Genomic DNA, 13,230 nt, shown 5'->3' with positions numbered 1-13,230 from the left:
AGCGAGTTTTTTTGTTTAGCCTTTAAGTCCGTTATGGGTCGGACGTTGAAGCGGGGCGCAAAAGCGTTTTTGGTTCCTTTTGCGGCTTTGGGCAAAAGGAACGCAAGCAATCTGTGATTGCGCGCAGTAGAAAAGAATGAAAATAATCGAACAATTAATTACATACACTTCGCTCCTGTGATTATTAATTCAACTACTGATTCGCATTATTTATTCTTTTCGTTTGCCTTACAAGATATATTGCTTGTAAGACACCTTTGATATTGTTTTTTTCTTATTTTTGCGTATAATATCATTCATTAAATGTAAAACTAAAAATGACTTATTTAATCACCGGTGGTGCCGGGTTCATAGGCGCAAACTTTGTAAAACATATGTTGGCTGCACATCCCCAGGCAAAATTGGTTATTCTCGATGCGCTCACATATGCGGGAAACCTTGGCACACTGACACAAGAACTTAAAGATCCACGTGTTGTTTTCGTAAAGGGCGACATCTGTGACAGAACTGTTACCGAGAAAATTTTCACAAACCATAGAATCGATTATGTCGTAAATTTTGCTGCTGAAAGCCATGTGGATAGAAGCATTGAAAATCCTCAGCTCTTTTTACAAGTTAATATATTAGGAACTCAAAACCTGCTGGATACAGCGAGAAAATTCTGGACAGAAGGCAAGGACGAGAATAATTACCCTATCTGGCGAAAAGGAGTGAAGTTCCTGCAAGTATCCACTGATGAGGTATACGGATCGCTGGGTGAAGAAGGTTATTTTACCGAAACGACACCTCTCGATCCCCGTTCGCCATACAGCGCTGCAAAAACAGGAGGAGATCTGATAGTACAGGCTTATAGTGAAACGTATAAGATGCCGGTAAATATTACCCGTTGTTCAAACAATTACGGGCCATATCATTTTCCCGAAAAGCTAATCCCGCTTATTATACGTAACATTCTGGAGGGAAAACAGCTTCCTGTTTACGGGGACGGAAGCAATGTGCGTGACTGGCTGTATGTGGAAGATCACTGCAAAGCCATAGATGCCGTGCTGCATGATGGAAGAGCAGGTGAAGTATACAATGTAGGCGGACACAATGAGAAAAGAAATATCGATATAGTGAAATTGGTAATCAAAACCATTCACGATATAATGGAAAGAAAACCTGAATATAGGGAAGTACTCAAAAAGAAAGAAAAAGCCGCAGATGGCTTCATAGACATCAGTTGGATAAACGATGACCTCATTTCTTTTGTAAAAGATCGCCAGGGGCACGACCACCGCTATGCAATCGATCCGACAAAAATATCCGGAGAGCTCGGATGGTTACCGGAAACGGCATTTGATGAAGGCATTGTAAGAACTATCTACTGGTATCTTGACAATCAGCAATGGGTAGATGAGGTTACTTCGGGCGACTATACGAAATATTACGAACAGATGTACGGTAACAGATAAAGTAAGCAACTAATATAAACAAGACAATGGAACGTTTAAAAGCTATTTTAGCAGACAAAATATTGGATTTATCGGCAGGTAACGGAGAGGATGTAAAAGTGAAGATAGACAAGATCCAACGCTTTCGCGACTTTGCTAATGCCTGCAAGACTTTGATGATTAAATATCCGTCTATAGAAGACGAATTAATAAACATGGTAGAAGATGGAGACTTTGATACAAAGGTAGCCTCATCACGTGTTGACACAGTTATTCGCCTGACAGACAAGGCTGCTCAGCCAATAATACCCACACCTCAAATTGAAGAATATGAAGAATCAGGGAAACCGGATTCGGAAATAATCCCGGATATAGATGATATTCCTATGGAAGTATACCAGGGAGAAGAAGAACAGGTATATCAACCTGAGGATGTAGACTATGAGGAATTAGACCCTTCGTCCGGCACAGACAGCAATGAAGATTATGTCCCATTTGAAGATTTTACTGAGAATACGGAACCGGATACAGTTACCGAACAAATGTTGGAATATGAAGCCGGGAAAGAGAGTAATCACCTTATCTCTGAAGAGGATGAACCGGCAGCTAAACGTAAATTAACGATACGCCGGGTGACACAAGCCGTTGGGGCTGTATTAGTAATAGTTGCCCTGATTTTCATTGTAAAGTTTGTTATGACTCACTGGCAGACAATTCTTATCATTGCCGGAGCACTTCTTATACTTGTTATATTATTTTTCTGGTTTAAGCGAAAGCGTAGTTAACCTGATATTTTGTGAAACCAATTAACCCCGAAATGGACTATTATAGGCAATTCCAATTAAAAAATTATAATTCATTCAGAACAGAAGCTCTTGCTAAGATTTTTTGTCAGCCCAACACGATCGAGGAGCTTCGCCAATGTTTAAGAGATCATTCAAACGAAAAAAAGCTTGTTATAGGCAGTGGCTGCAATTTGTTTTTCACAAAAGACTTCGATGGGCTTGTCATCCATCCCGACATGAAAGGAGTTCGCCTTATTTCTGATGAAGAAGAGGAAGATGAAGATATATTTATCGAAGTCAATGCTTCTGAAAACTGGGATGAATTTGCTGCTTATTGCGTAGAACGAGGTTTTGCCGGAATCGAAAACCTCTCACTCATACCCGGAACTGTTGGAGCAGCACCTATTCAAAACATTGGTGCATACGGCGCAGAGGTAAAAGATGTAATACGTGAAGTTGTAGCAGTGGATATGGAAACGGGAGAGACTGTATCTTTTTCTAATGCCGAATGTGAGTTTGCCTACCGGAACAGTATATTTAAGCGCACAAATAAATATTTAGTAATATCCGTTGTTTTCCACTTAAAACGGACATTCGTTTACACTCCGAAGTATTTTGATTTGAACAAAGAACTGGAAGAAATAGCAGAACCGGCTATTCAAGATGTCCGTGATGCCGTTATACGAATACGCCAACGTAAACTTCCGGATGAAAAGGTATTGCCAAATGCAGGAAGCTTTTTCAAAAATCCATATATTACACAAGAACAAACTGACAAGATTTTAATAAATTACCCCGACCTTCCGGCATATCTGCAAAAGGACGGATCGATAAAAACTTCAGCTGCGTTTCTGATAGATAAATCGGGATATAAAGGCAAGAGAACCGGTGATATAGGCACATATCCCAACCAGCCATTGATTATTGTTAATTACGGGTCGGCTGACGGGAATGAAATAATCCGTTTCATGAAAGGAGTTCAACATGCTGTAAAAGAAAAATTCGATATTGAACTTGAACCTGAAGTAAGAATCTTTTAAAACAAAAAACAGAAACATGGCATCATTTATTATAGAAGGAGGCTGTCGCCTTAAAGGAGATATTCTACCACAAGGAGCAAAAAACGAAGCGCTGCAAATTATCTGTGCAACCCTGCTTACTCCCGAAGAAGTCATCATCGAAAATATACCCGACATTCTGGATGTAAACAACCTGATAGCCCTACTGGGCGACATGGGCGTAGAAACCAGACGTTTGAGCGAAGACACATGGTCATTCAAAGCAGAAAATGTAAATATAGATTATTTGCAAAGTCCTGAGTTTTTGAAAAAAAGCGCATCATTGAGAGGATCAGTAATGATTATAGGACCTCTGGTCGCACGTTTCGGTAAAGCTATGCTGCCAAAACCGGGAGGAGACAAGATCGGCCGCCGTCGTTTGGATACGCACTTTATCGGTATACAAAAACTAGGGGCTGACTTTGTTTACGACGATGCGCGACAGATATATAACATATCTGCAAAAAAGCTACAAGGAACTTACATGCTGCTGGATGAAGCATCGGTGACAGGTACTGCCAATATTCTGATGGCATCAGTGCTTGCCGAAGGTGAAACTACTATTTACAATGCTGCCTGCGAACCATATATCCAACAATTGAGTAAATTACTCATACAGATGGGAGCTAAAATATCGGGAGTAGGTTCTAATCTTCTCCGGATAGAAGGAGTAAAATCTCTTGGAGGAGCCAAACACCGCATTTTACCGGACATGATAGAGATAGGTAGTTTCATCGGAATGGCAGCCATGACAGGTTCGGAAATTACTATCAAAAATGTAGCGTATGATGATCTCGGTATTATTCCCGATACATTCCGTCGTATAGGTATCCAACTGGAAAGACAGAATGACGATATATACATACCCGCTCAAAAGGAGTACGCCATAGATACTTTTATAGATGGCTCTATCCTTACGATTGCCGATGCTCCCTGGCCGGGACTGACTCCTGACCTTATCAGTGTATTGCTGGTAGTGGCAACTCAAGCCAAAGGAAGCGTATTAATTCATCAGAAAATGTTTGAAAGCCGCTTATTCTTTGTGGATAAACTGATAGATATGGGAGCTCAGATTATACTATGCGATCCTCACAGGGCAACGGTTATAGGCACAGGCAAACGACCGATGCGTGCTACAACCATGACCTCCCCTGATATCCGGGCAGGAATAGCCTTGCTTATTGCAGCAATGTGCGCAGATGGTAAAAGTACGATTCACAACATAGAGCAAATAGATAGAGGATACCAGAATATAGATGTCAGGCTGAACCAGCTAGGCGCTAACATCTTGCGTATGGATTAACTAAAATTTACGATAAAATATCATCTGTACACAAAGGCTATTTCTAATTGAGGTAGCCTTTGACATTTATCCGTATTTTATTCAAAAAACAAAAAAAATGTATCCGAAAACATAAAAAAAATTAACATCGTTAAAATTGGTATTATTCAATAAACATGTGATAACTTTATTAACTATCTTTAGAATCGGAATAATAAAAAGGATAAAACATCATATTACTTGCTCATTACAAGAATATTGTTTAGCATTGCATCTATTAATATATAAAAAACATACTATCGCCTTATCAACTAAAACATCATTATTATATTTCCTTTAATTACTATCATTATGGAAACAACAGTAAAACTCTATTCTTTATCTTACAAAGAGGTCAAAACATATTTGTTTGCTCTATTATTCATCATTGGGAATATCGCTCTTCCTCAAATATGCCATTTGATTCCGGGTGGAGGACTAGCATGGTTACCGATCTATTTCTTCACACTAATAGCTGCTTACAAGTACGGGTTACGCGTGGGATTACTTACAGCTATCCTTTCCCCTTTATTGAACAGCGCATTGTTTGGTATGCCTCCGGTAGCGGTATTACCTGCGATATTGATTAAATCGACTTTACTCGCCGGAACTGCCGCATATGCCGCGCACCGCTTCCAAAAAATATCTCTGTTAGCTATTATTGGCGCTGTTTTAGCTTATCAGGTGATTGGCACATTGATAGAATGGGCTGTTATACAAGATTTTGCAGTAGCTATCCAGGATTTCCGGATCGGTATACCCGGTATGCTGGTACAGGTATTTGGAGGATATGCTTTATTAAGAGCCATAGCTAAGTTATAATAAACAAATGTCTTACGATAAAACTTTTGCGGAAGTACTTGAGCGCTTCCGCAACATTCAATTCTTTGAAAGTTTTGATATGATTGTTGCCATAGCCAATGGAGGTATTATTCCTGCGGCTATACTTAACCAACGGCTAGACATTGAGATTCAATTATTAAAAATAAATTTAAGAGATCCAAATCAGAAACCTAAGTACAATAGTCCACAACTGGTAGCTCCTATCGACTTTGACTATAAAGACAAAACGATCCTGCTTGTGGAAGACCGGGTAAAAACCGGAGCATCACTAGCTTTCGCTTGTAAATTGCTGGAAGAAGCTAAACTCGTGAAGACATTTGCCGTAAATGGAAAAGCTGATTATGCTCTATACGACGAAGATTGTTTCAAATTTCCGTGGCTATTATAAATATATGAAGAAAAAGCTCTGCATCATTGCACTACTAATGGTATCATCGCTATATACCTTATACTCTAAAGATAAACCCGAAACAGAAATTCGAGATTCTATCAATCTGGGTGAAATTGTAATTACAGGCAGTCGTCCCGAAGTAAATTTGAATAATTTACCAATGAGTGTTACAGTAGTAGGAAGCAAACAAATAGAGAGCCGATTCGAGCAATCATTACTCCCCATTATCACCGAGCAAGTTCCGAGCTTATTTATCACTTCGCGAGGCATTATGGGATATGGTGTATCTACAGGCGCTGCCGGAGGCATAACGATCAGGGGTATAGGAGGAAATCCAACAGCACAAGTACTGATGCTGATAGACGGACATCCTCAATATATGGGATTAATGGGGCATCCTTTAGCGGATTCCTATCAGACATTGATGGCAGAGCGCGTAGAAGTTGTACGAGGGCCGGCATCTGTTCTTTACGGATCAAATGCAATGGGTGGCGTAATAAATATTATTACCAAAAAACAACAGCAAGACGGAATAAAAACCGGATTGCGTGCCATGTACGGATCGTATAATACATTAAGTACCGAGTTGAACAATGCCGTACGATCGGGTAAGTTTAACAGCTTTGTTTCACTTGGGTATAACCGTAGCGACAATAATCGTAAGGATATGGATTTTGAGCAATATAGCGGATATGCAAAAGTAGGGTATGATTTTACTCCAAATTGGAAATCATTCATTGATCTCGATTTGACTAACTTCAAAGCCTCTAACCCGGGAACAGTGAATAGTCCGGTTATTGACAATGATGCCGATATTACACGCGGTGTCACTTCATTTTCGTTAGAGAACAATTACGAAAAAACATCCGGCGCTTTGAAATTCTTTTACAATTTTGGTACACATAAAATCAACGACGGATACATCCCCGAAGGAGCACCCCGAAATGAGCGTTTCAGATCGAACGACAGAATGTTAGGCGTTTCATTGTACCAGACATATAATCTCTTTCAAGGCAACCAAACCACTGCCGGAATCGATTATCAGCATTTCGGAGGCCATGCGTGGAATATTTTTATGGATGGCACGGAAAATAAGGACATAGCACAGAAAAGTGAAAACGAAGTAGCAGGTTATCTCAATTTTCAGCAAAATATTCTTGGCAAAGTCGTATTTAATGCGGGTATCAGGATGGACCATCATTCACGCACAGGAACCGAATGGATACCTCAAGCCGGGTTGAGTTTCTTTGCTTCCGAAAACACAGTCTTAAAAGGCATTGTAAGTAAAGGATTCCGCAACCCTACTATCCGCGAGATGTATATGTTCGGCCCTAAGAATCCCGATTTAAGGCCTGAAAGATTGATGAACTATGAACTATCGGCTTCTCAGAAGCTACTGAATCATTCTCTTAGTCTCGATTTAGGATTCTTTTATATAAAGGGTGACAACAGCATCAAGTTGGAAACGATAGAAGGAAGACCAACACCTATCTACATGAATACAGGTAAGATAGAAAATTACGGAATCGAATTTTCCTCTAATTATAAAATAAATCCAAACTGGAATATTTCAGCCAATTATAGTTGGCTGCACATGAAACACATAGTAACAGCTTCACCCGAACATAAATTATATGTAGGGACAGGCTATATACATCAGAAATGGAATTTCTCTACAGGTGTACAATACATAAACAACTTGTATACAGTGACCGAAAATAAGGCAACGAATACAGTAGCAAAAAAAGAAACCTTCACCCTTTGGAATGTAAGAATCGCTTACAAACCGGCAAATATATTGGAAATATTTGCAAGAGGTGAAAACCTGTTAGCCCAAAATTATGAGATCAATGCGGGCTACCCAATGCCTCGGGCAACTGTGTTCGGTGGCATTAATCTTAAATTTTAAAATAATCAGAGTTAAATATAATTAGGCTATTATGGACAGAAGAAAATTTTTACAAGCTATTGCCATTACTGGTGCAGCCGCAACAATAAAGGCAAGTGGAGGAATGGATATATTGGCGGAAACTGTCAATAGTTCTCAAACAGGCAAACCGGTAGACATGGTTGCCGTTATGGGAGGTGAACCCGACGTCATGTTCAGACGTGCTATTACTGAAATGGGAGGGATGGGAAAATTCATTAAGAAGGGAGCTAAAGTTGTTATTAAGCCAAATATAGGCTGGGACAAAGCACCCGAACTTGCCGGGAATACCAACCCTAAACTCGTATCTGAAATTATCCGTCAGTGCTTTGCTGCCGGAGCGAAGGAAGTCACTGTTTTTGACCATACTTGCGACGATTGGCTCAAATGCTATAAAAACAGCGGGATAGAAGCTGCGGCAAAAGCTGCCGGAGCAAAAGTAGTACCGGCAAACGAAGAATCATACTACAAAAGCGTAGCATTACCGAATGGTGTCACCCTGAAGAATACCAAGATACACGAAGCCATCATAAACTGCGACGCATGGATAAATGTTCCGGTATTGAAACATCATGGAGGAGCCAACCTGACCATATCAATGAAAAATTATATGGGTATTGTTTGGGACAGACGGATTTTCCATAGCAGTGGTCTGCAACAATGTATTGCCGACGTATGTACCTACTCGAAAAAGCCGGTGCTTAATGTCGTTGACGCATACCGGATAGTTCAAACAAATGGCCCTCAAGGCAGATCCACAGCCGACGTTGTCGATACTAAAGGATTATTCTTATCACAAGATATTGTAGCCGTAGACACTGCTGCCACCAAATTCTTTGGTCAGGTAAGAGATATGCCTCTTGCCCATGTAGGCCACTTAGCCAACGGACAAAAGTTGAAATTGGGAACAATGGATATTGATAAACTTAATATAAAGAGAATCAAAATATAATGTTGAAGAATCTTCGTGTAAGTATATCAATCATACTATTTGCACTTATTACGTTTTACTTTCTGGATATTTCTGCTATCCTACCCGACCAGTTTCATGTACTGGCTCATATACAATTAGTACCGGCGATACTGAGTGGTAGTTTTATTATATTGGCAGCGCTTATCATTCTCACTCTGCTGTTTGGACGAGTCTATTGTTCGTCTATTTGTCCGATGGGAATATATCAGGATATTGTAAGTTGGTTTTCAAAACGTAAGATTTTTTCGAAAAAGAAGAAAAGGTACAAATACAGTAAAGCTAAAAATATTTTGCGCTGGTCTGTGCTCGGGGTAACAATAGTCACTTTTTTTCTTAACCTGCCTCTGCTCTTAGGGTTAATTGACCCTTATAGTGCATACGGACGTATGATCGCAAATGTATTCAAGCCTGTTTATACGGCAGGGAACAATGTATTGGAATCTATTTTCACCAGTTTTGGCAATTATACCTTTTATAAAGTAGAAATTGTTATTCTGAGTCTCTTTGCTTTTATTGCAGGAATAGTAACATTTCTTGCGATTGGCTTCTTGGCATGGAAATATGGACGGACTTACTGCAACACTATTTGTCCTGTAGGAACTGTATTGGGTTTTCTTAGCAAGTTCTCCTTGTTTAAAGTACGGATCGACGAAAATCAGTGTAACAGATGCGGTTCTTGTGCCGGAAAATGTAAAGCTTCGTGTATCGATAGCAAAAATCATTCGGTAGATTACAGCCGCTGTGTAGCTTGCTTCAACTGTCTGAATAGCTGCTCGCAAAATGCGCTGAAATTTAGTCCTTCAATAAAAAATAAAAAACAAGAAGGATCGGAAACGACTGACATGGGAAAAAGGCAGTTTCTTATGGCTACTCTCACAACAGCTGTTACTGTTCCGGCTGTATATGCACAGGAAAAAGCCGCTCAGTTGTCAGGAACAAAGGCGCCGACACGCCAAACACCGATCAGTCCTCCGGGTTCGCAAAGTGCAAAACATCTTCTCGATCATTGTACATCTTGTCACCTTTGTGTAAGCAGATGCCCGTCAAACGTCATCAAGCCTGCCTTTATGGAATATGGATTAGGAGGCATCATGCAGCCTATGATGAACTACGAAAAAGGCTTCTGTAATTATAACTGTACCGTTTGTGCCGATATTTGTCCAAATGGAGCTTTACTCCCTCTTACACAGGATGAAAAGCATATGCTGCAAATAGGCAGGGTTACTTTTACACAGGACATTTGCGTTGTACATACAGAAAAGACTAACTGTGGCGCTTGTGCCGAACACTGCCCTACTCAGGCTGTGACCATGATACCTTACGAAGGCCATGAAGGGCTGACCATACCCCATACAAATCCTGACATTTGCGTAGGGTGTGGTGGTTGCGAATACATCTGTCCGGTAAGGCCGCGCAGAGCTATTTTTGTAGAAGGGAACAAAGAACACCATAAAAGAGAAGCCTTCAAAGAAGAAGAAAAAGAAAATATAGTAGTTGATGGTTTCGGATTTTGAAACCTCAAAAATACAAGAAGAGGCTGCCTCAAAAGTAAAATTACACTATCAAAGTGTTATCCTCTTTGTCATCCTGAGTGCAACGAAGGATCTCATTCCTCAGAAAAGGAGATGTTTCACTCCGTTCAACATGACAAATAGATATAAGAAAATACTTTTGAGACAGCCTCTTTTTATGCTGTCATGCAATCGTTTGCAATCGATTTTAATCAAAAAACAATATAATGGAGTCTGTACATTTTTCTTTAATATGTAGTTTTGTTTTGATCTTTTAGCAAAACACCCATTATCTAATTAACTTAAAACCATGAGAATGAGACTGCATATTAATTATCACACAACATGGGGACAAAATATTTTTGTTTACGGGTCCATACCGGCATTAGGTAATTGGGACGAGAACAAGGCTGTCGAAATGAAATACATTTCTCCTGAGGTGTGGTGTATCGATATAGAAACGAATGATACTACAAACATAGAATACCGTTATCTTGTAAAAGACAATAATGGCAATATAGTTGCCAGGGAATGGGGTAATCCTCATATTATATCGAATGAAGCCAATAAAGACTTCGATATATACGATATTTGGCAAAGCGTTCCCCAGCAGAAATTCCTTTATACATCAGGATTCTCCGATAGCTTCTTCAAGCATGATAATGCAAAAATAAAATACTACAAAAGGACAATACTACTGAAAGTAAATTGTCCCTATGCAAAAAAAGATCAGGTCGTAATACTTTGTGGATCCTCTAAAGCCTTAGGAGAGTGGGATTCTGCAAACGCAATACATTTTACCCAGACCAGCCATGGTGAATGGCAATTGGCTATAAATGCCACACAGATAAAATCAGAGCAAGAGTATAAACTTGCTATATATGATAATATAGAAAAGAAAATAATCCACTGGGAGGAGGGACAAAACCGTATTCTGACACCAATCAAAGAAAAAGGTGATATTATAAAAATCGACTCTCTTAACTATAATTATAACTGGATGAACTGGAAAGCCGCAGGGGTGGCTATACCTGTTTTCTCGTTACGCTCAAATGATAGTTTCGGCGTAGGTGAGTTTTCCGATCTCAAAAAAATGGTAGATTGGGCTAAAGTAACACAACAGAAAATCATCCAGATACTACCTATCAACGATACAACTATTACTCATACATGGGTCGATTCGTATCCGTATAATGCTATATCCATATATGCCCTTCATCCTGTCTATTTAGGATTGAAAGCCTATCCGCTTAAAGACGAAAAACTATATAAACAATATGAAAAAGAGGCGGCAGCTTTAAATAAGTTGACAAAAATCGACTATGACAAAGTGCTTGCCCTAAAATGGAAATATATTAAAGATTTGTTTAACGAGTCGGGTAAGACAACTTTAAAAAGCAAAGAGTATCAGGATTTCTATATCCACAATGAAGAATGGCTGTTCCCATACGCATGTTTCTCTCATTTAAGAGACAAGTATAAAACTCCCACCTTTTCTATATGGAAAACTCACTCAATATTTAATAGAAAGAAATTGACAAATTTTGTCGAAGCTGATAAAGAGGCCAGAGAAAATATAGATCTTTTATGTTTTACCCAATATCTACTTCACAAACAATTGGTTGAGGTAAAAGAGTATGCTCATCAGCACGATGTAATACTTAAAGGAGATATACCGATCGGGATCAGCAGAGACAGTGTTGAGGCATGGGTTGAACCCCATTTATTCAACCTGGACGTTCAAACAGGTGCCCCGCCCGATGACTTTTCTTATTTCGGACAGAATTGGGGATTCCCCACATACAATTGGGACGAAATGGCAAAAGACGGATACCAGTGGTGGATAAAGCGTTTCCGCAAAATGTCTGATTATTTTGATGCCTATCGCATCGATCACATACTTGGGTTCTTCCGCATTTGGGAAATACCTCTTTCTTCTGTACAAGGATTATTGGGTTATTTTAGCCCTGCTCTACCGCTAACAGTTGAGGAAATCAGATCGGCAGGCTTGTGGTTCGACGAATATAGAATGACTACTCCGTATATTCACGAACATTTTTTAGTACACATTTTCGGAAACGATTCCCAAGAAATTATAAATAACTATCTGAAACCTATTGCATGGCAACGTTTCGAGTTAAATGAGGAGTGCAATACACAGGTCAAGATAAAAGCCCTGTTCGAAGGAAAAAACGATTATAAGAGTGTTCGTACGCGCGATGGTTTGTATAGCCTTTGCAACGAAGTTCTCTTCATTAAGGATAAACGTGAACCGTGGAAATATCATCCACGCATTACAGCTCAATATAGTTACTCATACAAAGATCTGGATGAAGGTGCAAAAGAAGCTTTTAATCGCCTGTATGACGATTTCTTCTACCATCGCCACTCTCAGTATTGGCGCGATCAGGCGATGACAAAATTGCCAACTCTTATTTCTTCCACATCCATGTTAGTTTGTGGAGAAGACTTAGGTATGGTACCGGAATGTGTTCCGTCGGTAATGCATGAATTACAGATATTGAGTTTGGAGATAGAACGCATGCCTAAAGACAAAGATGCCCAATTCAATTATCTTCAGAACCTGCCATATCTGAGTGTATGTACTACCTCAACGCATGACATGGCTCCTATCAGGTTATGGTGGAAAGAAAAGAGAGAAGTGACTCAGAAATATTATAATTCCGTTTTATGGAAACAAGGTGCGGCACCTGAAGATTGTACGGCAGATATTAGCTGGCAAATTGTATCGAACCATCTTAACTCTCCTGCAATGTTAGCTATTTTACCTCTTCAGGACTGGTTGTCGATCAGCGATAAACTAAAACGTCCGAATCCGGAAGAAGAACGGATTAATATACCTGCTATATCGCAACATTACTGGCAATATAGAATGCATCTGACATTAGAAGAGTTGATCGGTGCCAAAGAATTTAATGATCAATTATTATCCATGATAGAATCATCGGGAAGGAAATAAATAACAAA

At 39.6% G+C, this 13,230-nt stretch carries 10 protein-coding genes; all 10 read left to right on the top strand.

Features of this window, described 5'->3' with window-relative positions; genetic code table 11:
• The first annotated feature begins 317 nt into the window (after positions 1 to 317).
• The 10 genes from rfbB (at position 318) to ACYPZI_RS05875 (ending at position 13,222) form a co-directional block, all read left to right on the top strand.
• Positions 318 to 1,454, top strand: coding sequence for a dTDP-glucose 4,6-dehydratase (rfbB, locus tag ACYPZI_RS05920; RefSeq protein ID WP_459599589.1), 1,137 nt, complete (start codon positions 318 to 320; stop codon positions 1,452 to 1,454).
• A 26-nt stretch (positions 1,455 to 1,480) separates the two neighbouring features.
• Positions 1,481 to 2,218 carry an LPXTG cell wall anchor domain-containing protein gene (locus ACYPZI_RS05915; RefSeq protein WP_459599587.1) on the top strand — a complete coding sequence of 246 codons (738 nt, stop codon included), beginning with the start codon at positions 1,481 to 1,483 and terminating at the stop codon, positions 2,216 to 2,218.
• 11 nt (positions 2,219 to 2,229) lie between these two features.
• Positions 2,230 to 3,258: a UDP-N-acetylmuramate dehydrogenase gene (gene murB, locus ACYPZI_RS05910; RefSeq protein WP_459599585.1), complete on the top strand. Its 1,029-nt coding sequence runs from the start codon at positions 2,230 to 2,232 to the stop codon at positions 3,256 to 3,258.
• A 16-nt stretch (positions 3,259 to 3,274) separates the two neighbouring features.
• Positions 3,275 to 4,579: a UDP-N-acetylglucosamine 1-carboxyvinyltransferase gene (gene murA / locus ACYPZI_RS05905; protein WP_459599583.1), complete on the top strand. Its 1,305-nt coding sequence runs from the start codon at positions 3,275 to 3,277 to the stop codon at positions 4,577 to 4,579.
• Between the two features lie 330 nt (positions 4,580 to 4,909).
• Positions 4,910 to 5,419, top strand: a complete 510-nt coding sequence (locus ACYPZI_RS05900) for an ECF transporter S component (protein WP_459599581.1) — start codon at positions 4,910 to 4,912, stop codon at positions 5,417 to 5,419.
• A 7-nt stretch (positions 5,420 to 5,426) separates the two neighbouring features.
• Positions 5,427 to 5,828, top strand: a complete 402-nt coding sequence (locus ACYPZI_RS05895; RefSeq protein ID WP_459599579.1) for a phosphoribosyltransferase — start codon at positions 5,427 to 5,429, stop codon at positions 5,826 to 5,828.
• Positions 5,829 to 5,832: 4 nt separating this feature from the next.
• On the top strand, positions 5,833 to 7,740 hold the full coding sequence (locus ACYPZI_RS05890; RefSeq protein WP_459599591.1) for a TonB-dependent receptor plug domain-containing protein: 1,908 nt from the start codon (positions 5,833 to 5,835) through the stop codon (positions 7,738 to 7,740).
• 31 nt (positions 7,741 to 7,771) lie between these two features.
• Positions 7,772 to 8,710 (top strand): DUF362 domain-containing protein, encoded by a 939-nt coding sequence (locus tag ACYPZI_RS05885; protein WP_459599577.1) that lies wholly within the window; start codon positions 7,772 to 7,774, stop codon positions 8,708 to 8,710.
• Positions 8,710 to 10,245, top strand: coding sequence for a 4Fe-4S dicluster domain-containing protein (locus ACYPZI_RS05880; RefSeq protein WP_459599575.1), 1,536 nt, complete (start codon positions 8,710 to 8,712; stop codon positions 10,243 to 10,245). The genes ACYPZI_RS05885 and ACYPZI_RS05880 overlap by 1 nt, the downstream gene beginning before the upstream one ends.
• A gap of 313 nt (positions 10,246 to 10,558) precedes the next feature.
• The gene (locus tag ACYPZI_RS05875; RefSeq protein ID WP_459599573.1) at positions 10,559 to 13,222 is read left to right on the top strand and encodes a 4-alpha-glucanotransferase; all 2,664 of its coding nucleotides are present in this window, start codon (positions 10,559 to 10,561) and stop codon (positions 13,220 to 13,222) included.
• The last annotated feature ends 8 nt before the right edge of the window (positions 13,223 to 13,230 follow it).

This window comes from Dysgonomonas reticulitermitis (genome assembly GCF_054601275.1).
Note: the sequence above shows the minus strand (reverse complement) of the source record. Positions and strands in the feature narration are given on the sequence as shown.

Excerpts from the sequence above, each read along its gene's own strand:
- ACYPZI_RS05890 (WP_459599591.1), top strand. The coding sequence starts at position 5,833 with ATGAAGAAAAAGCTCTGCATCATTGCACTACTAATGGTATCATCGCTA.
- ACYPZI_RS05880 (WP_459599575.1), top strand. The coding sequence starts at position 8,710 with ATGTTGAAGAATCTTCGTGTAAGTATATCAATCATACTATTTGCACTT.
- ACYPZI_RS05895 (WP_459599579.1), top strand. The coding sequence starts at position 5,427 with ATGTCTTACGATAAAACTTTTGCGGAAGTACTTGAGCGCTTCCGCAAC.
- ACYPZI_RS05915 (WP_459599587.1), top strand. The coding sequence starts at position 1,481 with ATGGAACGTTTAAAAGCTATTTTAGCAGACAAAATATTGGATTTATCG.
- murA (WP_459599583.1), top strand. The coding sequence starts at position 3,275 with ATGGCATCATTTATTATAGAAGGAGGCTGTCGCCTTAAAGGAGATATT.
- ACYPZI_RS05875 (WP_459599573.1), top strand. The coding sequence starts at position 10,559 with ATGAGACTGCATATTAATTATCACACAACATGGGGACAAAATATTTTT.
- rfbB (WP_459599589.1), top strand. The coding sequence starts at position 318 with ATGACTTATTTAATCACCGGTGGTGCCGGGTTCATAGGCGCAAACTTT.
- ACYPZI_RS05900 (WP_459599581.1), top strand. The coding sequence starts at position 4,910 with ATGGAAACAACAGTAAAACTCTATTCTTTATCTTACAAAGAGGTCAAA.
- ACYPZI_RS05885 (WP_459599577.1), top strand. The coding sequence starts at position 7,772 with ATGGACAGAAGAAAATTTTTACAAGCTATTGCCATTACTGGTGCAGCC.